Annotated in this window: 17 protein-coding genes; 7 read left to right on the forward strand and 10 right to left on the reverse strand. The window is 72.2% G+C overall.

Features of this window, described 5'->3' with window-relative positions; genetic code table 11:
- Positions 1-1,638 precede the first annotated feature (1,638 nt).
- Positions 1,639-2,880 carry an acyltransferase gene (locus H483_RS38490; protein WP_152427891.1) on the reverse strand — a complete coding sequence of 414 codons (1,242 nt, stop codon included), beginning with the start codon at positions 2,878-2,880 and terminating at the stop codon, positions 1,639-1,641.
- 100 nt (positions 2,881-2,980) lie between these two features.
- On the opposite strand from H483_RS38490, the gene H483_RS25650 reads away from it, so the two are divergent.
- Positions 2,981-4,366 (forward strand): DUF3068 domain-containing protein, encoded by a 1,386-nt coding sequence (locus H483_RS25650; protein WP_152427892.1) that lies wholly within the window; start codon positions 2,981-2,983, stop codon positions 4,364-4,366.
- Positions 4,367-4,496: 130 nt separating this feature from the next.
- Here the strand turns inward: H483_RS25650 and H483_RS25655 are convergent, their stop codons facing one another.
- Complete coding sequence (locus H483_RS25655; protein ID WP_017836149.1) at positions 4,497-5,735, reverse strand: oligosaccharide flippase family protein; 1,239 nt, start codon at positions 5,733-5,735, stop codon at positions 4,497-4,499.
- Positions 5,736-5,798: 63 nt separating this feature from the next.
- On the opposite strand from H483_RS25655, the gene H483_RS25660 reads away from it, so the two are divergent.
- Positions 5,799-7,661, forward strand: a complete 1,863-nt coding sequence (locus tag H483_RS25660; RefSeq protein ID WP_017836150.1) for a hypothetical protein — start codon at positions 5,799-5,801, stop codon at positions 7,659-7,661.
- Here H483_RS25660 and H483_RS0119220 read toward each other — a convergent pair.
- Entirely contained in the window at positions 7,606-8,937 is a 1,332-nt protein-coding gene (locus tag H483_RS0119220) for a glycosyltransferase family 4 protein (protein ID WP_031264658.1), read from the reverse strand. The two genes, H483_RS25660 and H483_RS0119220, sit on opposite strands and share 56 nt — an antisense overlap.
- A 56-nt stretch (positions 8,938-8,993) precedes the next feature.
- Here H483_RS0119220 and H483_RS25665 point away from each other — a divergent pair, with 56 nt between their 5' ends.
- Positions 8,994-9,800: a bifunctional 2-polyprenyl-6-hydroxyphenol methylase/3-demethylubiquinol 3-O-methyltransferase UbiG gene (locus H483_RS25665; protein ID WP_042329186.1), complete on the forward strand. Its 807-nt coding sequence runs from the start codon at positions 8,994-8,996 to the stop codon at positions 9,798-9,800.
- Positions 9,801-9,834: 34 nt separating this feature from the next.
- Positions 9,835-11,346, forward strand: a complete 1,512-nt coding sequence (locus H483_RS25670) for an aldehyde dehydrogenase family protein (RefSeq protein ID WP_017836153.1) — start codon at positions 9,835-9,837, stop codon at positions 11,344-11,346.
- A gap of 86 nt (positions 11,347-11,432) precedes the next feature.
- Here H483_RS25670 and H483_RS25675 read toward each other — a convergent pair whose 3' ends face one another.
- The 7 genes from H483_RS25675 to H483_RS25705 all read right to left on the reverse strand — a co-directional run bounded on the left by H483_RS25675 (position 11,433) and on the right by H483_RS25705 (position 18,873).
- Positions 11,433-12,095 (reverse strand): response regulator transcription factor, encoded by a 663-nt coding sequence (locus H483_RS25675; protein ID WP_017836154.1) that lies wholly within the window; start codon positions 12,093-12,095, stop codon positions 11,433-11,435.
- Positions 12,096-12,152: 57 nt separating this feature from the next.
- The gene (locus tag H483_RS25680) at positions 12,153-13,688 is read right to left on the reverse strand and encodes a HAMP domain-containing sensor histidine kinase (RefSeq protein WP_017836155.1); all 1,536 of its coding nucleotides are present in this window, start codon (positions 13,686-13,688) and stop codon (positions 12,153-12,155) included.
- Positions 13,685-14,377: a hypothetical protein gene (locus H483_RS25685; protein WP_031264660.1), complete on the reverse strand. Its 693-nt coding sequence runs from the start codon at positions 14,375-14,377 to the stop codon at positions 13,685-13,687. Before H483_RS25685 ends, H483_RS25680 begins: the two co-directional genes overlap by 4 nt.
- Before the next feature lie 152 nt (positions 14,378-14,529).
- A complete protein-coding gene (locus tag H483_RS25690; protein ID WP_017836156.1) occupies positions 14,530-16,356 on the reverse strand; it encodes a phosphoenolpyruvate carboxykinase (GTP) in 1,827 nt (608 codons plus the stop codon).
- Between the two features lie 113 nt (positions 16,357-16,469).
- Positions 16,470-16,883 (reverse strand): DUF6802 family protein, encoded by a 414-nt coding sequence (locus H483_RS25695; RefSeq protein ID WP_017836157.1) that lies wholly within the window; start codon positions 16,881-16,883, stop codon positions 16,470-16,472.
- A complete protein-coding gene (locus tag H483_RS25700; RefSeq protein WP_017836158.1) occupies positions 16,880-18,226 on the reverse strand; it encodes a hypothetical protein in 1,347 nt (448 codons plus the stop codon). Before H483_RS25700 ends, H483_RS25695 begins: the two co-directional genes overlap by 4 nt.
- Positions 18,223-18,873, reverse strand: a complete 651-nt coding sequence (locus H483_RS25705; protein ID WP_017836159.1) for a hypothetical protein — start codon at positions 18,871-18,873, stop codon at positions 18,223-18,225. The genes H483_RS25700 and H483_RS25705 overlap by 4 nt, the downstream gene beginning before the upstream one ends.
- Positions 18,874-18,959: 86 nt before the next feature.
- Here H483_RS25705 and trmB point away from each other — a divergent pair, with 86 nt between their 5' ends.
- The 3 genes from trmB to H483_RS25720 are packed head-to-tail and all read left to right on the forward strand — an operon-like array spanning position 18,960 to position 22,971.
- Entirely contained in the window at positions 18,960-19,700 is a 741-nt protein-coding gene (gene trmB / locus H483_RS25710) for a tRNA (guanosine(46)-N7)-methyltransferase TrmB (RefSeq protein ID WP_017836160.1), read from the forward strand.
- Positions 19,701-19,737: 37 nt separating this feature from the next.
- A complete protein-coding gene (locus H483_RS25715; RefSeq protein ID WP_017836161.1) occupies positions 19,738-20,412 on the forward strand; it encodes an NYN domain-containing protein in 675 nt (224 codons plus the stop codon).
- Positions 20,413-20,424: 12 nt separating this feature from the next.
- Positions 20,425-22,971 carry an MMPL family transporter gene (locus tag H483_RS25720; RefSeq protein WP_017836162.1) on the forward strand — a complete coding sequence of 849 codons (2,547 nt, stop codon included), beginning with the start codon at positions 20,425-20,427 and terminating at the stop codon, positions 22,969-22,971.
- Positions 22,972-22,987 lie beyond the last annotated feature (16 nt).

Raw genomic sequence — 22,987 nt, forward strand, 5'->3', positions numbered from 1 at the left:
TCTACTGCGGGTGGTGGCGCTGCCGGACAGGCCCGCCGATTCCGCGGCGCCGTCCGGATGGCTGCTGCGCCAGGAACTGGGTGGCCGGTCGGACTGCGTCCACGGCGGCACCCCGGTCGAAGGGTTGGCCGGAGCGGAGGAGGAGACCGGCGCGGTGCGGTGTGCCCCGGAACTCGCCATCGAGCCCGAGGAACCGGGCCGCTTCGCCCGCCTGCTCGACGTTCCAGCAGGGACCTCGGTACGCCCCCAGCTCCTCGTACGACCGAGGGTCGGGGAGGCACTGGAGGACGTGCTGCGTGGCGACCCCACCACCCGCGCGCGTCAGGTCCGGGCGGCGGGGGAGTCCCTGGTGACCGACCCCGCCGGCGGGCCCTCCGCGGCCGTCGACGGGGACCGGTCGACCAGCTGGTACGCCCCCGACGTCCCCTCGCCGACGGTGGAGCTGGGGTTGCCCGGCCGCCACCTGGTCGGCTCACTCAGGCTGTGGTCACCGCGCTCTGACGCACCGGCGGCTCCCAGGGTCATCGCGGTGGACACCGGGCTCCAGACCACGCGCGTCGACCTCGACGAGCTCCCGACCGAGGAGGACGGCTCCGTCGTCGTCCCGCTCCCTGCCGACCACACCGATACCGTCACGGTCCGGATCGACGCCGCGGACGACGTACGGGCCCCGGATGGGACGCAGGTCCCGGCGGGGATCGCCGAGGTGTGGGTTCAGGACGCCGCCGGCGCCCGGATCGGAGCCCTCCCGGCGGCGGGTGGCGAACCGGTCACCCTGTCCTGTCAGGACGGACCCCGGGTGGTCATCGGCGACCGGACGGTCCCCACCCGCCTGTCGACCACACGGCGCGAACTGCTCGAGGGCCGCGCGATCGCCGTCCAACCGTGCGACGACGACCCCGTCGCGATACCCGCCGGCCCGGTGGAGGTCTCGGTGGATCCCGGGGAGGCGTTCTCGGTGGACACGGTGGGCCTCGTCGTCGTCGACCCGGAGGCCGCCCCGGGCGCGCCCGTCCTGGGCGGGGAGCTGCAGCCGACCCGGGCGGTCACGACCGCCCGGTGGGAGGCCTCCCGACGCGAGCTGCAGGTGCCCGCCGCCCCGCGGGAGCGCGTCCTGGTGGTGCCCGAGTCGGTGACCCCCGCGTGGCGGGCCCGGTTGGTCGCCGACGACGGCACCGAGGTGCCCGACCCCCGCCCGGTGACGGTGGACGGGTGGAAGCAGGGCTGGGTGCTGCCCGCCTCCGCGACCGGCTCCACCCTCGTGCTGACCGTCCCGCTCGACGGTCCGTACCGGGCAGCGCCGTCGACCGGGCCGTTCGTACTGGCGCTCGTGGTGCTCCTCTTCCTTCTCCGCGGCCGAGACCGAGCCGGGGCGCCCGCGCAGGTGCGCCGCGGCGGCGGGGTCGTCACCTCGGTCGCGACGGTGGCCGTGGCCTACGCGGTGGCCGGCCCGGTCGGGCTGGGGATGGCGGCGGTGGTGCTCGCAGGGGCGCTGGTGGCCAGCCGTCACCTGGGCGCGCGGCGGGCGCGGGACCTGTTGGTCGCGGGCGCGGGGGTGGGGATCGTCGCCGGGGCTGCGGTGCTGTCCCGCGCACCCTGGCCGGACCCGCTGGGGTACGCCGGTGACGGGTGGCTCCCTCAGGTCGCGACCGTGGCGGGGCTCGTCTGCGCCGGGGTGGCCGCGGCCTGGCCGTCGGTCTCCGGCGTCCCGCGGGGGGTGCGTCGCGGGGCCGACCAGCGCCCCGACGGCACCTCCACGAGCGCGTAGCTCGCCGCCGCGAGAACGGTGGAGACCACCACGGTGATCAGCCAGATCTCGAGCATGTGCCCGGAGAACATGGGCACGAACGCGATCTGGAACGCGAAGTGCAGGACCAGCACGTGCCACAGGAACACCCCGTAGGACCACCGGCCGAGCGCGCCCATCACTGCGGAGTCCAGCACCAGGAACCGCTGCCCCGGCGGGGCCAGCGCCACCGGAGCCAACAGGCAGAACGCCACCACGGCTCCGAGTGCGGTCCGGGCCGCGAACTCGGGGCCGGACGGGTGCACGAAGCCCTCGGTGAACCACTGCGGGACGGTGCTGACCCCGAGCGCCAGCGCGACGACGGCCCACCAGCCCCATCGTGCGTGCCGGTGTCGGGCCAGCGCCGCCAGCCGACCGGGCGGGGCGGCGGCGAGCTCGGCGAGGATCATGCCCGCCGCGAACCAGGAGGCGAACGCAGGGGGCAGGATCTGGTCGTTGACCCGTTCGGGTAGCCCGAGCCCGTACCAGGGGACCAGAGCCCACGCCAGGCTCAGTACCCCCACGGCGGCGATCACCGGGATCCGCCACCGCGCCGCGCGGCCCCGGAGCCCGGCCAGGGCCCACCACAGCAGCGGCAGGACGAGGTAGAAGGACATCTCCACGGACAGCGACCACGCGTGGGTCAGGCCCTCGACCAGCGAGTCGGGGACGTACACCTGCGTCAGGGTCAGGTTGGCGATCCAGGTCGAGGCCGAGGTGCGAGCGTTCTGGGGGATGAGGAGGAACGCCGCGGCCACCACGACGAGATAGGCGGGCATGATGCGGATGAGCCGTGAACGCAGGTAGGACCAGGGCGACCGGGCGGTGCCGGGTCCGCCCCGGCGGGCGTGCAGGGCGTGGGCCCGCCACAGCAGGAAGCCGGAGAGGGCGAAGAACACGGCCACGGACAGGTCGAACCTGCCCCAGAGTCGGTTGACCGCCGAGCCCGTGGAGGACCCGGTCTGGAACGCGACGTGCGTGGTGAGGACGGCGATCGCGGCGACCGCGCGGAAGCCCTCCAACGCCGGCACGAACCCGGTCGCGGACGGGAGAGTTCCGACTTGTCGGTCGGGGGTGGCGAATGCGTTCTTCATCACTGTTAATCTTCTCCTGATGATGATCCGGTCCGGCGACCGACCCGGAAGCTACCCGGGGGTAACCGGTGGATCCAGGGCGACTCCAGGAGGACAACCGATGGCACGACAGAGCAGTTCCGCGGGACGGAGGTCGTCAGTGCCCGCACTGGTCCTCGTCGGGCTCGGCGCGTTCCTCATCACTATCGCACTGGCGCTGGTCTTCTTCGTGGTGCCGGCGCAGAAGAAGACCCCGCTGGACATCAACACCACCACGGTCACCAACACCACGCAGGGTGCGGTACTGGTCGGCGCGGCGCTGGCCGGCAACTCGCCGACCGAGCTCAACGCCGACCGCCCCGAGTGCCGCGCCGGGGGCGCGAACGACGACGAGGACGCGGCCGGCGGTTCGCCCGACGAAGGCGCGACCGACGACGAGCAGGTCGTCGAGACCCCGGGCGGTCCGGCGGCCGATGACTCGGATGTCCAGTTCCCGGTCACCTGCTTCATCGACAACGACATCCCGCTCTACTCGCAGCGCCGCGTCCAGGCGGTCGAGCCGTCGGACGCCGAGATCATCACGTTCCAGGCCGCGCAGTCGCTGCTCCGTGAGGACAAGAGCGGATCGGACGGGGTCGAAGGCCTGGTCAACGCGTCGATCGACCGGGTCACCGTGGACCGGGTGGCCGCCGAGCCGACCGACGAGGCCGTGAGCACCCTGCAGCTGGTCGCCACCGGTGCCGGCGACGAGACCGCACCGGCCGGGTTCGTCCGACGGGGTCTGCAGTACAAGTTCCCGTTCGACACCGAGCAGCGGGACTACGACTACTTCGACGCCAGCACCTTCACCACCAATCCGATCTCCTTCGTCGGTGAGACCACCGTCGGCGGCATCGACGCGTACGAGTTCCGTCAGGAGCTCGGACCGATCGACATGTGGTCCTCGATCCGCGATCATTTCGCCTCGATCAGCGACGGGTACGACCCCGCCGTGGAGGCCGTCCTGGCCAGCTATCGGCGCGAGGGCATGACCGCGGGACAGTGGGGTCTGGCGGGTGATCCGGAGCGCGAGGTCGACATGCGTCGCTTCTACACCAACACCCGCACGGTGTACGTGAACCCCGAGACCGGTCAGGTCATCAACGGCAGCGAGAACATCTACCAGTTCTTCGCCGAGGACCAGGACGAGGCAGAGGCCTTCGTCAACGATGCGGCGGGCATGGAGGAAGAGCGGGCCGAGCCCACTCGGACGGCCGTCCGGTTCGAGTCCGGGTGGAACGAGGAGACCCAGGAACGGACCCTGTCCGCCGCCCAGGAGACGGCCGACACCCTCAACACGTTCGGTCGCATCCTGCCGGCGGTGCTGGGCGTGCTCGGCGTCCTGGCCGTGCTCGGCGGGATCCTGCTGGGCGTGCGCGGCGCCGCCGGTGGTCGCACCGGACGGGGGACGCGCGCCACCCGTGGCGCCCGCGGGGACGGGGTAGCCGGGCCGGCGCCGCGCGCCTGATGTCCCGCCGACCCGGTCGCCCGCCGACCCGGTCCAACGGTAAGAGCGTTCCGCACACATCGCCCGAGAGGCGGGTGTGCGGGACGCTCTTCTCGTTGGCTGGCCTGGGGTGGCCTGCCAGCTCGGACGCTCAGGCGGGACGGACCCTCAGGGCCCGCCAGCCGGCGACGAGGGTGGTGAGGACGACGACGACGAGGGTCGCCCCGAGAACCGAGGACAACTCCCGGGGCACCGCCCACACGGCCGCGGCGGTGAGCAGCAGGCCGATCCACGCGATCCCCGCCTCCACGGTCCGGTTGGCGGCGATGGTCGACAGGAGGAACGCCTGCAGGACGCTCAGGGTGACGCCGAGGCTCGCGAAGGCCCACAGCACCCCGGTGACCGGCCGGTAGCCCTCGCCCACCATGGCCGGCACGAGCGGCGCCGCCACCACGGCGGCGAGCACCACCACCGCGCCGATCCCGAGCAGTACGCCCACGGCCGAGCGGACCGCACCGCGGTGGCCGGCGGGGTCGGCCATCCTCGGGTAGAGCACGGTGCCGACCGCCTGGGGCAGCCAGAACGCGGCCTTGGCGGCCACCGCGCCGAGCGCGTAGCGGCCGGCGTCCTCGGGCGAGAGCAGAGCGCGGGCCAGGAGAAGGTCGACCGAGGTCAGCGCCATCATCACCAGTTGGACCTGGCCGGCGGCCAGCACGGCCGTCACACCGGGGGACGACACCACGGCGCCGCCGGCCCGGGTGCGGGAACCCCTCGTCGTCGTCGACCTGCCCACCCCGGCGGCCACCAGACGGGCCACGAGCCAGGCACCCGCCACACCGACCGCTCCCGCCGCGAGCGCCGTCCCGACCCCGCCACCCGCGGCCAGCACCGCGACCGCCGGGATGACCTTGCCGGCTCCCGCCAGCGCGAGCACCATCGCGAGGGCGCGGAACCGCTCGGCGCCCTGCAGCAACCCCTGTTCGGCGGCCAGCAGGCACAACACCGGCCCGGGGGACAGCGCGGCGGCGGTGGCGAGGACAGGGGTGTCGAGCAGGTGGGACACCGGGGCCACGGCGAGCGCCGCGATGAGCGCCACGAGTAGCGCGACCCGCGCGCCCAGGGAGCGCAGTGCCTCGTGCGGGACCCCTCTGACGAGCTCCCGTGCCACGACGGCCTGGAGCGCCAGCGACGGCACCGCGACCAGCAGTTGCGCGGAGAGCAGGGCGGCGAACGCGCCGTACCCCTCGGGCCCGAGCCAGCGGGAGGCCGGCAGGTGGAGCAGGTACGCGGCGATGTTGGCCACCAGGGACCCGAGCGTCACCGCCCCGGCACCGGTCAGGAAACGCCTGGTCGCGGAGCCGGGTGCCGCCGCGCGTGCCTGAGGGTCCACACCGGTGATCGTAGGGTGTCGCCCGCGACCTCGGCGCGTCGGACGGCATGGTGGAATGTGCCCATGTCAGCCACCGGGACCGGTCCGCGCCACGGACCCGCGGGTCCGGGCCCGGTTCCGGTTCCGGTGCCGGATTCGCGGGTGGCCGTCGCGGTGGATGCCGCGGTCGGGGTGGTGATCACGGCGCTGTTGCTGGCCGGCCTGGCCCGCCCGGGGTTCCCGTTGCTCCGGGACTGGGTGGCCACGCCGACTCCGCCGCTGTCGGACGCCGCTCTGGGCCTCGGCGAGTCGGCGGCGCGGGCGGTGCCGCAGGACGTGGCGGTGGCCTGGGCGACCCGCGCTCTGGAGGGCATCGGACTGCCGCTGTGGCCGCTGACGGGGCTGCTCACGGCGGCGTTCTGCGTGTGGATAGCGGTCGCCGCGGGCGCTCTGGTCCGGCAGGTGGTCCGCGGGGTGACCAGTGCGGGCGTCGACACCCCGGGGTGGTCGGGCCACCTGGTGAGGCTGCCGGCCGTCGTGGTGGCGGTGTGGAATCCGCTGGTCGTGGAGCGTCTCCTCCAGGGCCACTGGTCCCTGCTGGCCGGGGTGGCCGCGGTCGTGACGTTGCCGGCGCTGCTGGCCGGCCCGAGGCCCCGCCTCGCGGGGGCGTGCGCGGCGGTGGCCGTGGCGGGGCTCACCCCGACCGGCTGGGTGCTGGCGGTGGTGGCCGCAGCGGTGTCGTTGGCCTGCGGGGCGCGCCGACGGGCGAGGTCGGCCGCGGTGCTCGCGGCGGTGGCCGCGGTGACCGCGCTGCCCTGGGTGCTGGCCACTGTGCTCGCGGGCGGCGGGGCGGGCGGCGTCGGCGAGGGCGGCGGGTTCGCGGTCGGAGGGACCCCTGGGGTCGCTGCGTTCGCGGCCCGCGCCGAGACCGGAATCGGCACCCTGGGCTCGGTGGTGGCGCTGGGCGGGATCTGGAACTCCGCGGCCGTCCCGCCCTCCCGCACGAGCTGGTGGGCGGCCGCGGCACTGGTGCTCCTCCTGGCGGTCTGGGCCGTGGCGGCCCCCGGAATCTGGCGGGCCCGGCGTGACCCGACGGTCCGCGCCACGGTCCCCCTCGCGCTGGTCACCTGGCTGGTCGTGGCCCTGTCGGCGACGGCCCCTGGGATCGCCGCGCTCGCGGCGGTGGTCGACGCGATCCCGGCGGCGGGCCTGCTGCGCGACACCCAGAAGTTCGTGGCGTTCGCCCTGCCGGCCACCGTGCTCGCCTGGGGCCTGGCGGCTCGGGCGCTGGCCCCCCGGCTACGACCCGTCGGGGCGGCGGTGCTGCTCACGGCCGTGGCCGTCGCCGCCGTACCCGACGCCCCGCGCGTGCTGTGGGACTCGCTCCATCCGGTCACGTACGGCGAGGGGTGGGCCCGGGTGGCCGAAATCGTCGACGGCCGGCCCGGCGACATGCTGGTCCTGCCGGCCGGGTCGTTCCGTTCCACCCCGCTGTGGGCTGGCGGGGCCGCCGTGCTCGACCCCGCACCCCGGATGCTCGACACCCGGGTCCTGGTCCCCGGTGATCTGGTGGTGGGCGGTGCCGGCACGGTGACGGGGGAGGGTGACCGCGCCCGCGAGGCCACCGAGGCGCTGCTACGCGGCGACCACCCCCGCGCGCTGACCGCACTGGGGGTGCGGTGGGTGCTCGACGAGCGCACCTCCGCCGGCCCCCGGGGGGAGTCCGACCGGACCCTGTCGGCGACGACGACGAGGTTCGCCGACCCCGAACTCGTCCTCTACGAGCTGGGTGGGACGGACGGTCAGGAGCTCGCCGTGCCGCCGCCCGCCCCGCCGCCCGCGTCCCAGGCCTCCCGGGCTGCGGTCCTCGTGGCGCACGTGGCGTGGCTGGTCACCGGTCTGGCGGCGATGATCCTCGCCGCGGTGGGCCGCCGATCACCCCGGTGACCCGTCGTCCTTCGGTGACGGCGGTGAGGACCTCCGCCATCGCCGACGCGGTCGCGGGCCACGAGAGCGCGGCGGCCTTGCGTCGCGCGGCCTCGCCCATCCGGTCACGGAGTTCGGAATCGGCCAGCAGGCGTTCGGTGGCGGTCGTCATGGCCGCGACGTCATCCACGAGCAGGCCGGTCTCGCCGTCGTCGATCGAGTCCCGCAGCCCGGCCGCGCGGTGGTATCCGATGGTGGGGACACCGTGCTGCGCGGCTTCGGAGACGGCCAGACCCCACCCTTCTTTCCTCGAGGGCATGAGGTGGAGCGTCGCGGCGGCGAGGATCCGGTGCTTGGTGGCCTCGTCCACGTGACCGTGGAACACGACCGCACCCGCGGGGTGACGGGGCCCGGCGCCGTCCTGACCCCTGTCTCGGGCTCGGTCCTGGCCTCGGTCCTGGTCTCGGTCCAGACCCCGTTCGGCCGCGTACTCGCGGAGGCGGTCGGACCACCAGCCACTGCCGATGACGTCCAGCACCAGGCCGGGGTGGGTCCCACGGAGCGCCGCCACGACGTCCAGAGCGTCCTCGACATGCTTGTGCGGCACGAGTCGGGACAACACCGCCAGGTGCGGGCCGTCGGCGCGGGTCCCGGGCCCGCCCGGGCGCACGCCGTCAGGCAGCGGGTCCAGACCGTTGCGGACCACCGCGATCCGCTCCGGAGCCACTCCCAGCTCGACGAGCTCCTCCGCCGACGGAAGTGACACGGTGACGTACTGGCTGCCCGAGTGCACTCGCGGCGAGAGGCGCGACTCGATCCACCAGCCGATCCTCGAGAACAGCCACCCGGCGACGGGCCACTGCTCGCGGTGGATGTGGTGGACCAGCACCACCACGGGCGCGGTGGTGGCGAAGCGGGAGAAGAACGGGACGCCGTTCTGGGTGTCGACCACGACGTCGGGTCGTCGCAACCGACCGAGCGGGCCCACCCCGAACCGACCGAGGAGAATCGCCCCGAGTGCCCGCGGGTACACGGTGAAGCGGCCGCCGCCACGGCTGATCGTGACCCCTGCCCCTGCCCCTGCCCCTGCCCCTGCCGCTGCCGCGGAACCTGGCCCGGCCCCGGCGAGACCTCGTCTCACGTCCGAACGGGGCGCTCCACGGGGACGGGAGGTCCGGTAGACGACGGTGTGCCCGGCGGCCGCCAGGCCGTCCGCGACGTGCTCCAGGTAGCGCTCACTGCCGCCGCCCTGTGGATGGGTGCTGTCTCGCCAGCACAGCAGCAGGATTCGAGCCACGGCGCACACTGTACGCAGCGCGGATCGGCCGCGGGCCCGCCGGTATCGTCTCCGCTGTGACCCCACCTGCAGATCATCGGTCCGGCGCGCTCCGTTCGGTGGCCCGCCGGGCGAGTCTCGGACGCTCGCTCGGTCTCCTGCGGTCGTTCCCTCTCGAGCAGTCCGACCCGGATGCCTTCTACTCCGGCTTGGCGCGCGACACGGTCGAACTGGTGGCGGACCTGTGGGCGGACGCCGGGGACCTGGCGCCGGCCGGGCCGGGGGCGAGGCTCCCGGGCCTCACGGTGCTCGACGTGGGGGGCGGGCCCGGGTACTTCTCGGACGCTTACGCCGCCGAGGGGGCGCGCTACGTCTCCGTCGAACCCGATGTGGGGGAGATGTCGGCGGCCGGACTGGACCAGGCGGGGTCGGTCCGGGGGAGCGGGATGTCGCTGCCCATCCGGTCGGGCTCGGTGGACGTGTGCATCTCCTCCAACGTGGCCGAGCACGTGCCCGAGCCCTGGACGATGGCCGAGGAGATGTGCAGGGTGACGAGGCCCGGCGGCCTCGTCGTGGTCTCCTACACCCTGTGGTACGGCCCGTTCGGTGGCCACGAGATGGGAGTGACGCACTACCTCGGTGGGCATCGCGCGCGGCGACTGTACGAACGTCGCCACGGCCGCCCGCCGAAGAACGTGTACGGCGAATCGTTGTTCCGGGTGGGGTGCGCCGAGGGTCTCGAGTGGGCGCGTGGGACGGGATCGGGTGACCTGCTCGCCGCCTTCCCGAGGTATCACCCACGGTGGGCGTGGTGGCTGGTGCGGGTGCCGGTGGTGCGCGAGGTCCTGGTGTCGAATCTCGTGGTGGTGCTGCGGGCGCGCTAGCCGCCGCGCGAAGTCGGACACTCGTCTACCATGAGTGGAACGTGTTCTCGTTTTCTACCTCGCGGAGGTCCCCGTGGTCGTCGTCCATGACAAACTCTTCTCCGGCACCCGCTGGACCGATCCCATCACCACGGGTGTTCTCGAGGTGACGTCCCCGGCCACGAACGCCGTCGTCGGCAGGGTGGCCGAGACCACCACCGAGGACGTCGACGAGATGGTCAACCAGGCCCGCGACTCCTTCGAGTCGGGCGTGTGGCGGCGCACCCCGCCCGCGGAGCGTGGCGCACTGATCGGCCGGGTCGCCGACATGCTCGAGGAGCGACAGGGAGAGGTCTGCCGGATCCTCTCCGACGAGATGGGCACTCCCACGGGCACGGCTGCGATGATCCAGGTGACGCCCACCCTCGCAGTGCTGCGCTACTACTCGGGGCTGGCCACCGACTTCCCGTGGTCCGAGGTGCGGCAGGGTGACTTCGGCGCCTCCGTGGTGACCCGCCAGCCCGTCGGGGTGGTCGCCGCCGTCACCGCGTGGAACGTCCCGCTCTACCTCAACTCGGCAAAGCTCGGCCCGGCCCTGCTCTCGGGCAGCTCGGTGATCCTCAAGCCGTCCTCCGCGACCCCGCTCTCCGCCCTGTGGCTGGCGGACCTGTTCCGCGAGGCCGGGCTGCCGGAGGGGGTGCTGTCGGTCGTCACCGGCCCCAGTTCCGTGGGCGACCACCTGGTCTCCCACCCGGAGGTCGACAAGATCTCGTTCACGGGATCCACCGATGTCGGAAAGCACATCGCCGGCATCGCCGCCCGGAACCTCACCCGGTGTTCGCTCGAGCTCGGCGGGAAGAGCGCCGCGATCATCCTCGAGGACGCGGACATCGCCGCCCACGCGGGCACCATGGTGTTCTCCGCGCTGATGAACTCCGGACAGGCGTGCGTGTCCCAGAACCGCATCCTCGCACCCCGGTCGCGCTACGCCGAGGTGGTCGACGCGCTGGTGGAGAACGTCAAGGCCATGCCGGTCGGAGACCCGTCCGACGAGGGCACCGCGTTCGGGCCGCTGGCCAACCACAAGCAGAAGGACAGCGTCGAAGGGTACATCCGCACGGGTGTCGAGGAGGGCGCGACCCTCGCCTACGGGGGCGGCCGGGTCGAGGGGCTGCCCGCCGGCGTCGCCGAGGGCGCCTTCGTCCAGCCGACGGTGTTCACCGACGTCGACAACTCCATGACCATCGCCCAGGAGGAGATCTTCGGGCCCGTGCTCCAGGTCATCGCGTACGACACCGTCGACGAGGCCGTGCAGATCGCCAACGACTCCGAGTTCGGCCTCGCCGGCGCCGTCTACTCGGCCGACCCGGACGCCGCGCTCGCCGTAGCGCAGCGGGTGCGCACCGGCACGATGGGCATCAACTGGTACGCCTTCGATCCGAGCGCGCCGTTCGGCGGCTTCAAGAACTCCGGACTCGGACGCGAGAACGGGCCCGAGGGGCTGGACGCCTACTGCGAACTGCAGAGCGTGCTCATGCCGTTCGGGTGGGAACCGCCCACGCAGTGAGCGGCTGACCGCGCCACGCCACCGGCGGGCCGGGACCCCACCGGGTTACCGGCCCGCCACCGGGGCCGACGCGGTCACCCGCGAGCTCACTCCACGCGGTAGCCGACGCCCCGCACGGTGTGGACCTTGTTCTCGCCGATCTTGCGTCGCAACGACCGGATGTAGACGTTGACGATGTTCGAACCGGGGTCGAAGTCCATGCCCCACACGCTCTCGAGCAACTGCTCACGGCTGATGGTCTCGCCCTTGTTGCGCAGCAGCATCTCCAGCAGGGAGTACTCACGGTTGGTCAGTTCCTGGATGCGACCGTCGACCTCGACCCGGCGGGTGCGGATGTCCAGCCGCATCCCGGCGTGCTCGAGGATCCCCGGATCCTCCGACGCCTCGTGCTCGCGCAGACGGAGCCGGATGCGGGCCAGCAGCTCCGGCACCCGGAACGGCTTGACCATGTAGTCATTGGCACCGGAGTCCAGTCCCTCCACGGTGTTCGCGACGGTGTCGCGGGCCGTGAGGATGATGACGGGTGCGGCGAAGCCGCGGTCGCGCGCCTCACGGAGCAGCGTCAGGCCGTCGACGTCCGGCAGCCCGATGTCGAGCAACATCAGGTCGATGTCGGAGATGGTCGACAGGATGGACCGCGCGCTCTCCCCGTCCACCGCCTCGAGTGCGGTGTACTCGGCGCCGCCGAGTGCCTTGACCAGTACCGAGCGGATGAGATCGTCATCCTCCACGACGAGAACATTCGTCATGCAACCCTCCTTCTCCGACAATGGAGTATCCCACGGGGAACCCGTTCGAGCGTCACATCAGTCCGTGTCGTGCCCTGGGTCGTTGCTCGCGGGGACACAGGGGACGACGATGCAGAAGGCGGCCCCCCCGCCCTTGGCGTTGAAGGCGAACGCACGCCCACCGTGTGCCCGGGCGATCGTCGCGACGATGGCCAGTCCCAGCCCGGTACCCCCGCGCCCGTCGCGGAGCTGCCCGCGGGCGGTGTGGAACCGCTCGAAGATGCTCTCCTCCTCGCCGGGTGGGACACCGGGCCCCGTGTCCCGTACCCACCACAACAGGCGTCGGCGGTAGGTCTCGCGTTCCGGCGGATCGGGCAGCGGGCCCGCCGCCATGTCGTCGGTGACCGTCGGGTCCCCGGCGGCGATGGCGCGGCACCCGATCTCGATGACGTCGCCCGGGCCCGTGAACCGGACGGCGTTGGAGCAGAACTGGATGAGAGCCTGGGTGATCCGATGCTGGTCCAGCAGGGCGATGTCCTCCGCGTACGGGAGCACCGTCCACTCCCGGTCCGCGATCACGTCGATCTTGGCCTCGACGTCCAACACCAGTTCCGCCACGTCCGTGGGGGCGGTCCGGAGGAAGTCCGGCCGATCGGACCGCGCGAGGGTGAGCAGGTCCTCGACGATCCGGGTCATCCGCGACAACTCGTCCTGCATGATCCGGGTCGTCTCCGCCCGGGCATCGGGGTCCTCGGGCATGAGGTCGAGGTTGCCCTGCACCACGGTGAGGGGGGTGCGCAGCTCGTGGCCGGCATCGTCGAGGAACTCCCTCTGGGTCCGGTAGGCCTCCTCCACGCGCTCGAGCATCGCGTTGACCGTGTCGGCCAGTGAGACGATCTCGTCGGGCCCGTCGACCGGGACCCGACGGGAGAGGTCCGCGGCCGAGATCGTTTCCGCGGCCTCGCGGATCCGACGGACCGGGACGATCATCCGGCCGGCCAGGAGCCAGGCCACGAGCGCGCTGAGGACGATGCCACCGGCGCCGGTGCTCAGCAGCAGGTCGGCGACGCGGTCGGTGTCCTCCCGGGTGGGGGCGTCGCTGATCGCGACCACGATGTTGGCCGGGCCCGCGGGGCCGTCGACCTCGGCCTTGCGCCAGCGCACGGTGCCGTCGATGACTCCCGACCCCTCGTCTGACACCAGGCCGATCCGTTGGATCTGGGACCGCATGGACGGGGGGAAGAGTGTGTCGTCCTCCGCGCTGAACCTCGAGAGCGTGAACTGCGTGCCCGACGTGGTGGCGGTCCCCACGAGGAGCAGTTCGGACGACGGGTACTGCTGGGCCAGATAGGCACGGATGAGTTGCTCGGTGGTGGGGTCCTCCGTCTCGGACGACGGCAGCACCCCGGCGTCGATGAAGGTCGTGAAGTCGGCGGCCTCCCGATTGAGTCGCAGGTCCGTCGTCCGCTCAGCCGTGAGGTAGAGCACCTGCAGGGTGAACAGGACCATCGCGGTGAACACGGCCGCCGAGGTGAGCGTGATGCCGAGCGTGATGCGCAGGCGTGCCGAGTACCACCACCGGGCCGAGCGAGCGCTACCGAGCCGCGGGGTCACCCCGGTGTGGGCCGGGCGTCGGTCCGCGAGGAGTCGCGGGGTGGACCGTCGCCGCGCGGGGTGACGGTGGCGTGTGCCGGAGGCCCGGTGGTCGCCGCGTGGTCGGGGCGACCGGTGCCCGCGGCGTGTGGCGGTGGTGGGCGGTCCATCGGGGGCGCTCCGACCGCGGGTGGGACCGCCACGGGCGCCACCTCGACGTCTGTCGAGAGGATGGCCGGGCCCCCGACGACCGGGGGGCGGGGAGCCGCCGCCGACGGGGCGGAGGTGGCGCCGCCAGCGGGGGCGGGGGTCCGGGCGGTAGAGGTCGGGCTCCCGACCGCCGGAGTGACGGCGGACGTACCCGCTCGACGAGCGGGGAGGGGAGTGTCCGGCCCGCCGGTCGCGTCCGAGAACGGCGCGAGGGTGGGCAGCGTGCTCGCCGAGGCGGGCAGGAGTGCGAGGAACCCCGGGATCGTGCCGGCGAGCATGACCGAGGGCATACCGGAACGCACCGTCAGGTGCGGTCTCGATCCCTCGATGAGGGTGCCACCGCTGTCGACCGGGGGGTCCGATCGCGGTGCGGCGGCTTGGTCGACGACCTCATCGACGGGGGGTGCCGGGGTGTCCACTGGGCCGAGCACCACGGCTGCCGCCGCGACCCCCACTCCTCCGGCGAGGACGGCGATGAGACCGACAACGGCGAGTCTCATCCCACTTCTCCACTCATGCGCCCAGTGTATTGATGACGCGACCACTGTCTCACTGATCGGGGATCTTGGAAAGGGGGTCGGTCACACGGATCGCGGGCGGGCCGCACCCTCGCAGGGTGCGGCCCGCCCGCCCGACCCGCCAGCCCGACCCGTCAGCCCAGGCGCTCCTTGAGTGCGGCGAACTGCTCGTGCACCTCGGACGGGACCTTGGGCCCGCAGAAGTCCAACCACTCGGTGATGAGCGGGAGCTCGCGGCGCCACTCCTCGGGGTCGATCGCCAGCGCCTCCTCGACGTCCTTGACCGGGGTGTCGAGTCCGGTGAGGTCGATGTCCGCGGCGCGGGCGGTGAACCCCGCAACGGTCTCGTCCGCCTCGACTCGGCCCTCGATGCGGTCCACGACCCACTTCAGGACGCGGCTGTTCTCACCGAAACCGGGCCAGAGGAAGCGGCCGTCCGCGCCCTTGCGGAACCAGTTGACCAGGAAGACCTTGGGCATCTTGTCGCCACCGCGCTCGCCCATGTCCACCCAGTGCTGGAAGTAGTCACCGACGTTGTATCCGATGAAGGGCAGCATCGCCATCGGGTCCCGGCGGACCGCACCGACCTTGCCCTCCGCGGCCGCGGTCTGGCCGGAGGAGAGGGTGGCCCCGATGTAGACGCCGTGGTTCCACGAGTGTGCCTCGCTCACCAGAGGCACGGTGTCCGCCCGGCGCCCGCCGAACAGGATGGCCGAGATCGGCACGCCCTCCGGGGAGTTGAACTCCTCGGCCGTGACCGGGCACTGGTTGATCGGCACGCAGTAGCGGGAGTTGGGGTGGGCGGCGTTGCCCGCCCCGCCGTCGCCCACGGGTGTCCAGTCGTTGCCGAGCCAGTCGATCAGGTGGTCCGGGGTTCCCTCCAGATCCTCCCACCACACGTCACCGTCGTCCGTGAGGGCGACGTTGGTGTAAATCGAGTTGCCCGCCTCCAGCGTCTTCATCGCGTTGGGGTTCGACGAGTAGTTGGTGCCGGGGGCGACACCGAAGAAGCCGTACTCGGGGTTGACCGCGAAGAGTCGGCCGTCCTCGCCGAAGCGCATCCAGGCGATGTCGTCCCCCACGACCTCGGCGCGCCACCCCTCGATCGTCGGCTGCAGCATGGCGAGGTTGGTCTTGCCGCACGCGGACGGGAACGCCGCGGCGATGAAGTAGACCTTGTCCTCCGGGGAGATGAGCTTGAGGATGAGCATGTGCTCGGCCATCCAGCCCTCGTCACGGGCCATCGCGGAGGCGATCCGCAGGGCGAAACACTTCTTGCCCAGCAGCGCGTTGCCGCCGTACCCGGATCCGAACGACCAGATCTCTCGGGTCTCCGGGAAATGGGTGATGTACTTCTCCTCGTTGCACGGCCACGGGACGTCGTGTTGGCCGGGCTCGAGGGGCGCACCCACGGTGTGCAGGCCCTTGACGTACTCGCCGTCGGACCCGATCTTCTCCAGGGCGGCGGTGCCCATGCGGGTCATGATCTTCATGGACACGACGACATAGGCGGAGTCGGTGAGCTCGATGCCCAGCTTGGGATCCTCGGCGTCGAGGGGGCCCATGCAGTAGGGCACCACGTACATCGTGCGGCCACGCATGCTGCCGCTGAACAACTCGGTCATGTGGCCGCGCATCTCGGCCGGGTCCCGCCAATTGTTGGTGGGGCCTGCGCCATCCTCGGTGGCCGAACAGATGAACGTCCGCGACTCGACGCGCGCCACGTCCTTGGGGTCGGACTGGGCGAGGAACGAGTTGGGCTTCTTCGACTCATCGAGTCGGACGAAGGTGCCGTGCTCCACCAGTTCGGTCGTGAGGCGGTCCCACTCCTCGTCCGAGCCGTCCGCGAAGACGACCCGCTCCGGCTGGGTCAGTTCGGCGACCTCGGCGACCCACGCGAGCATCTCCGCGTGATCGGTTGGCGCCTGACCCTCGAGGCCGGGAATGGTGGTGGTGGTCATCACAGCTCCTCGTACACGGTGCATGGTATCGGTCACAGACTATCGTCAACCCGATCACACCGCCGCCGTCCGGGCCTCGTTCGCGGCCTCGAGGTGAGCAATCCCTCAACTTTTCAGATGTGGCCGTGGTCTATCCGCTCCCACCTGGCGTGGGACGGGGCCGACTCGGGGGACCCCGCCGGGGTCTCATTGGTGAAGCCGCCGAACGGCACCCCCTCGGCGGGATTGGCCAGTCGCCAGGAGTCGTAGCTGCCGTCGAAACGGACCGTCGAGACGTGGTCGACGGTGCCGTCGCCGTCGACGTCCGTGTAGACGGTGAGCCCCCGGCCGTCGCCCCGGGTGACGGCCTCCATGAATCCGTCCCCGTCCAGGTCCGCCTCGGGTGACCCGAGATCGAGAACGCCGTCACCCACCGGGACGTGGAGGCCGAGGGACGAGGCCTCGGCGAGCGGGGCCCCGTCGAGGCCGCACACGTCGGGTCGGGTGCTGAAGTCGGACGGGTCGGATCCGGGGAAGGAGTCGGTCATGGCGAGGGGCTCTCCGGGGTGGCGAGGGCGGGCGTGGGAGTGCCAACGGTATCCGGGGAGACTGTGGCCGGCGTGGTTCCGGGGGCTCTCCCGGCGAGCCGTGACCGGCGGATACGGCGTTCGAGGTCGGCGACCCGTGGGCCCGGGTCGTGAGCGAAGCCGTCGGTGATGGTGGACTCCGCGGCCAGGATCCTGGCGCCGAGGGACTGCTCCACCTCCGCGCGCAGGGCGGCGAGTCGTTCCGTCACGACGGCGGCCGTGTGTGTCCGGAGCGACTGGGTCCGGCGGACCGTGACCGTCGTCCACCCGAGCGCGACGCCGCAGATCAGTGCCAACGGGATCACCACCACCGACAGTCCGGGGACCTCGGCGAGTGGTGCCAGGAGCATGCGACCCACGCCGGTCCCGCCGGCGGCACCCATGATCATCACGATCGACTCCTCCGCGGTGTTCCGGGGCGGACGACCCGGCGTGATGCCGCCCGTCGGTGCGGGGATCCGCGGCGTCGTGGGTGCGGAGGCGCCGAGGTGTCGGGCCACGAGAGCGTCCGCACGACGGTCCGCCCGGACGATGGTCCCCGCGATCGCGCGATCGGCGTCGGAGGCCAGTTCCCGGACTATCCCGTCGACTCGTGATCTGGGCGCGGCCGCGAGCTCCTCCCGCACGCGCGAGCCGAGGTCGCGCATCGACCGGTGCAGGTCCTGCACGACCTCCATCCGCAGTGCCTGGACGTCCTGTCGCAGCGCCTGTGACCGCGAGGTGATCGCCTCGGTGCGGCGCGCGAGGAGCCAGTCGACGGTGTCGGGGCCCGGGTCCGGTGCGGTCGCCCGATCGGCTCCGCCGCGGAGGCTGCCCCGACCCGCGCGCGACCCGGCCGTGCCCGCGGCGGCGGGCCCCGGGGCAGGGGCGTCGAGCACCACCCGGAGCAGGTCGGCCGCGGCGGAGGGGTCGGAGTCCACCACCCGCACGGGTGCCGTCACCCCCGCCTCGGCCAGTCGTCGGGTGGTGACGTCGAGGGTCTGAGCTAGGGCGTCGGGGTGGCATGAGCCGACTCCCCCGGCGAGGGCCACCGCCAGTGGGACGCGGGAGGCCACGCCACGGGCGACCTCGAGGTCGTCGGGACGGATCGGGCAGACGGCGTCGACGACGAGGACCGCCGCGTCCGGCCGCTCGTCGGGTCCGGCGTCGACGAGGACACGGATGTGCCGGCCGCTGTCGGCACCGGGCTGGCCCGCGACCGCCCCGAGGGCTTCGGCGACCGCCGGCGCGGCGGAGTCCCGCGCGCCGAGCACGGCCACGGTCAGGGCGCCCCGTCCGCGCGGGTCCGCCGGGTTCCCGCTCATGTCCTGCCCTTCGGGCCCAGTGCACACAACGCCGCCTCGGCGAGGTCGCCGACGCGGTCGTGGACCGCGAGAGTCTCCAGTTCCGACTCCAGGCGGGCCAGACGCACGGCCGCGAGGCTCTCCAGGGCCCGGTCGAGGAAGGCCACGACAGCGTCGAGAGACGTATCGGACGGCTGCCGGGCGTCCACCGCGGGGAACTCACGGGCCCACCGGGGCGGGTCGGCACCGTCGACGCCGGTGGCCACCACCAGCAGGGAGTGCGCGCGAGGCCGCCGCATCCAGGCCTCCTCGTGGCGGCAGGGCGCCGTGCGCAGGCAGATGATCTCGGCGTCGGGTGCAGGACCCACCGGTCGCCCGGGTGCGGCCACCACGTCCAGGTCCTCGACCGTGGGCCGCCACCCCCGTCGCGTCCGCAGGGCCGCGGCGAGGGTGCGTCGACCCGACCCGAGTCCGCCGCGTACGCGGATGTCCACCGGCGCGTCGACGCGGTCGAGGGCCCGTTCGAGCTCGCGGAGGCCGTCTCCGGCCGCGTGGCCGACACCGTGCTCCCGGGCGGAACCGACCATCCGTCGGACCCGCGAGACGGGGTCGGCGCCAGGGGGCCGCACCCTGGTTCGGGTGGCGGCGTCCTGGGTCACGATCGGCACGAGGTCATGGTGTCCCGGCCGGGCTCCCGCGGCAAGACCTTCCCCTGGATTCGGACCCGGGCCCCCGACTACGCGATGATGACCGGGTGAACCAGAGCGAAAGCCCCCGATCGGCGGACGGATCGACCCCTGATCACGACCCGCGTCTGTTCCCCCGGGTCACGGCCTACCGGTTCCGGCGCGGCACCCTGCGCCCGGGCCAGCAACGCAACTGGGAGGAGCACTGGCCCACCTACGGCCGCAACGTCGCGGACGAGGTGATCGATCCGCAGGTCATGTTCGGCCGGGTCGCGCCACTGATCGTGGAGATCGGCTCCGGGACGGGGACGTCCACGGCGGCGATGGCGGCCGAGGAGCCGGAGGTCGACGTGATCGCTGTCGAGGTCTACCAACCCGGCCTGGCCCAGCTCCTGGGGATGATCCTCCGTGAGGGACTCGAGAACGTCCGGATGATCCGCGGCGACGGGGTGGACGTGCTCACCAACATGATCACGCCGGCGAGCCTGACCGGAGTCCGTGTGTTCTTCCCGGATCCGTGGCCCAAGGCGCGCCACCACAAGCGCCGGCTCCTGCAGTCGGGGACGTTCGCCCTGATCTCCTCGCGCCTGCGTCCCGGCGGTGTGCTCCACGTGGCCACCGACCACGCCGACTACGCCGACTGGATCGCCGAGACCGGCGATGCCGAACCGTCTCTCGAGCGGCTCGACGCCACGCCGGGGGACGGACACGTACCGTTCAGTCTGAAACGACCCGTGACGAAGTTCGAGGGCAAGGGTCTTCAAGAGGAACGAGCGATCAACGAGTTCCTCTGGCGCCGCAGAGACTGACACACCCGTATCTCCGAGAAGGCCGAGGCTGTAGAAAATGACCCCACCTGACGGACCGGACGACCACGAGATCACCGGTGTGGTGCCGCCCGACGACCCGGGCCTGGTGCTGCTCGTCTGGGATGCGCCCAATGTCGACATGGGGCTGGGGTCGATTCTCGGTGGACGCCCGACGGCCCTCTACCGGCCGCGCTTCGACGCGCTGGGGCGGTGGCTGCTCGGGTACGCGGGCGACCTGTCGGTGAGTTCGGGCGACACCCTCGAGGCCGAGGCGACCGTCTTCACCAACATCGTCCCGGGTACCTCGGACAATGTCCGCCCCTGGGTCGAGGCCCTGCGCAACGTCGGCTTCGCGGTCTTTGCCAAGCCCAAGACCAGCGAGGACTCGGATGTCGACGACGACATGCTCGAGCACATCGACCGGCGCGACGAGTCCGGTCGACTCGCGGGCGTGGTGGTGGCCTCCGCCGACGGGCAGGCGTTCCGCGAACCGCTGGAGGACCTCGCCGACGAGATCCCCGTCACCGTCATCGGTTTCCGGGAGCACGCCACCTGGGCAGTCCAGCACGACACGATCCGATTCCTCGACCTGGAGGACATCCCGGGTGTGTTCCGGGAGCCCCTGCCCCGGGTCAGCCTCGAGAACCTGCCCGACGAGGGGGCCTGGTTGCAGCCGCTCCGGCCACTCACCGCCCTGCTCACCTCGCGTTAGGAGCGCGCAGCCGTGTTCAACTCACTCGGGCGTCTCGTCGCCCGCCGCCGCATCCTCGTCACGGTCTTCATGGTCGTGGTCATGGCCGCGCTCAGCGTAGCGGGCAGCATGTTCGGAAACGCCTTCGGTCAGGGCGGCTTCGAGGACCCGGAGAGCGGGTGGGCAACGGCCGAGCGGCTCGAGCAGGAGGCGTACGGCCGTGACGCGCTGGGCGACGTCGTCGTCACCTATCACGCCCCCGAGGGCACCACGGTCGACGATCCGGCGTTCCAGGAGCCCATCCGGGCCTCGCTCGACTCGATCCGCACGGAGTTCCCGGATGAGGTCACCGGCGTGACCAGCTTCGTGTTCAACCAGTCCCCCGCCCTGGTCAACCGGGACGAGGGCATCGCCGTGGCCTCCATCCAGATCGCCGGAGAAGAGGAGGAGATCCTCCAGAACTTCCGGGTGATCGAGGACCGGATCGACGTCGACGGGATCCAGACGGACGTCGCGGGTGTGCAGGCCGTCGCCGGGGCGTTGCAGGACGGCATGGACGCCGACCTCGTGCGCGCGGAGCTGATCGCGCTCCCACTGGTGTTCCTGCTGCTCATCGTGGTCTTCGGCGGGGTCGTCGCCGCGTTCCTGCCCGTCGCGGTGGGTGTGCTGACGATCGTGGGCTCGCTCGGTGCCCTGCACCTGCTCTCCCTGGTCACGCCGGTGAACTCCTTCGCCCAGAACGTGGTGACCCTGATCGGTCTGGGCCTGGCCATCGACTACGGGTTGTTCGTGGTGAGCCGGTTCAGGGAGGAGATGGCCGAGGGGTATCCGCCGGACGCGGCGGTGCGTCGCGCGGTGGCCACCGCCGGTCGGACGGTGGTGTTCTCCGCGGTCATGGTGGGCGTGACCCTGTCCGGTCTGCTCATCTTCCCGCAGGACTTCCTCAAATCGGTGGCCTATGGCGCGATCGCCGCGGTGATCCTCGCCGCCGTTCTGTCGGTGACACTGCTGCCGGCCGTTCTGATGATGCTCGGCCACCGCGTCGACATGCTCGGCATCAAACGCCTGCAGCGCCACCGCTCACGGGAAGAGGTCGAGAACGGACTGTTCGGTCGCATCGCGGACTTCTCCATGAAGCGCCCGGTGGCCGTGGCGGTCCCGGTCGTGGTGGTCCTGGTCGCACTGATCATCCCGTTCTCCGGGGTCAAGTTCGGCGGCATCAACGAGACCTACCTCCCGCCGGACAACCCGACCCGCGTGGCGCAGGAACAATACGACCAGAACTTCCCCGGAACCCGCACGGACCCGGTGAAACTCGTCGTGATCGGGTCGGACGGCACCACTCTGTCGCAGATCCGCTCGGCGGCGAACGAGGCGCCGGGCCTGACCGGGCCGTTCCAGTTCGCCAGGTCCGGCCAGCAGGACGCGCAGGGCCGCGACGTGGTGGTCCTGCAGACCGGCGTCGTCGACCGCAACGCGGCCACCGACACCGTCGAGTACCTGCAGGCGTTCCCGATCCCCGCCGGGACCGAGGTCTACGTGGGCGGTAACCCGGCCATGGAGCGCGATTCGGTGGAGGCGCTGGTCGACGGGCTGCCGTGGTTCGTGCTCTACGTCCTCGTCGCCACCACCATCCTCATGTTCCTGGCATTCGGCTCGCTGGTGCTGCCGATCAAGGCCGCGATCATGAACCTGCTGGGGCTGGGGGCCACGCTCGGGATCCTCACGTGGATCTTCGTCGACGGTCACCTCGCCGACCTGCTCGGCTTCACCCCGGGGCCGCTGACCTCGCCCGTGGTCGTGCTTCTCATGGCGATCATCTACGGCCTGTCCACGGACTACGAGGTGTTCCTGGTGTCTCGGATGGTGGAGGCGCGTTCGCGCGGGGCCCGCACCGCGGAGGCCATTCGCAACGGGGTGGCCCACACCGGCCGGATCATCACCTCGGCGGCGCTCATCCTCATCGTGGTGACCGGCGCGTTCGCGTTCTCGGACATCGTGATGATGAAGTACATCGCCTTCGGCATGATCGCCGCGCTCATCATCGACGCCACTGTCATCCGTATGCTGCTCGTGCCGTCGGTGATGCAGATGCTCGGCACCGACAACTGGTGGGCGCCGAAGTGGATGAAGCGCGTCCAGGAGCGCGTCGGCCTGGGCGAGGCCGAGATCGACGACGAGCCCGAGCTCCTGGTCGCAGGCCCGGGACGGGTCGGGTCGGCGGGCGCCGGTGCGCCGGTCACCGCCCCGGACGGGCCCGTGGACGGACGGTCGACCTCCGCGACCTCCGACGCGGTGGAGGCGCAGGGCTCGGCGACCGCGGTGGGGGTCCTCGAGCCCGAGCCCGCACCGCAGCCCGAGCCCGCACCGGAGCCCGAGCCCGCACCGGAGCCCGAGCCCGCACCGGAGCCCGAGCCCGCACCCCGATCCGAGCCCGCACCGCAGCCGAAGCCCGCACCCCGATCCGAACCCCGTCGCCGGGACGACGGCGGCGCGGGGGAGAAGATCCCCGCGGCAGAGCTGATCGCCCGGCTCCGGCGGGAACGGGAGCGGGAGAGGGAACGCGATCACGACGCGTGAGGCCCGGCCCGGCCCC

The sequence above is a fragment of the Dietzia sp. UCD-THP genome, assembly GCF_000349585.1.
GTDB classification, from domain to species: Bacteria; Actinomycetota; Actinomycetes; order Mycobacteriales; family Mycobacteriaceae; genus Dietzia; species Dietzia natronolimnaea_A.

What these genes read in the sequence shown, in the direction of transcription:
- H483_RS38490 (WP_152427891.1), bottom strand. Translation starts at nt 2,880, where the DNA reads ATGAAGAACGCATTCGCCACCCCCGACCGACAAGTCGGAACTCTCCCG.
- H483_RS25650 (WP_152427892.1), top strand. Translation starts at nt 2,981, where the DNA reads ATGGCACGACAGAGCAGTTCCGCGGGACGGAGGTCGTCAGTGCCCGCA.
- H483_RS25660 (WP_017836150.1), top strand. Translation starts at nt 5,799, where the DNA reads ATGTCAGCCACCGGGACCGGTCCGCGCCACGGACCCGCGGGTCCGGGC.
- H483_RS25675 (WP_017836154.1), bottom strand. Translation starts at nt 12,095, where the DNA reads ATGACGAATGTTCTCGTCGTGGAGGATGACGATCTCATCCGCTCGGTA.
- H483_RS25685 (WP_031264660.1), bottom strand. Translation starts at nt 14,377, where the DNA reads ATGAGACTCGCCGTTGTCGGTCTCATCGCCGTCCTCGCCGGAGGAGTG.
- H483_RS25690 (WP_017836156.1), bottom strand. Translation starts at nt 16,356, where the DNA reads ATGACCACCACCACCATTCCCGGCCTCGAGGGTCAGGCGCCAACCGAT.
- H483_RS25695 (WP_017836157.1), bottom strand. Translation starts at nt 16,883, where the DNA reads ATGACCGACTCCTTCCCCGGATCCGACCCGTCCGACTTCAGCACCCGA.
- H483_RS25700 (WP_017836158.1), bottom strand. Translation starts at nt 18,226, where the DNA reads ATGAGCGGGAACCCGGCGGACCCGCGCGGACGGGGCGCCCTGACCGTG.
- H483_RS25715 (WP_017836161.1), top strand. Translation starts at nt 19,738, where the DNA reads ATGACCCCACCTGACGGACCGGACGACCACGAGATCACCGGTGTGGTG.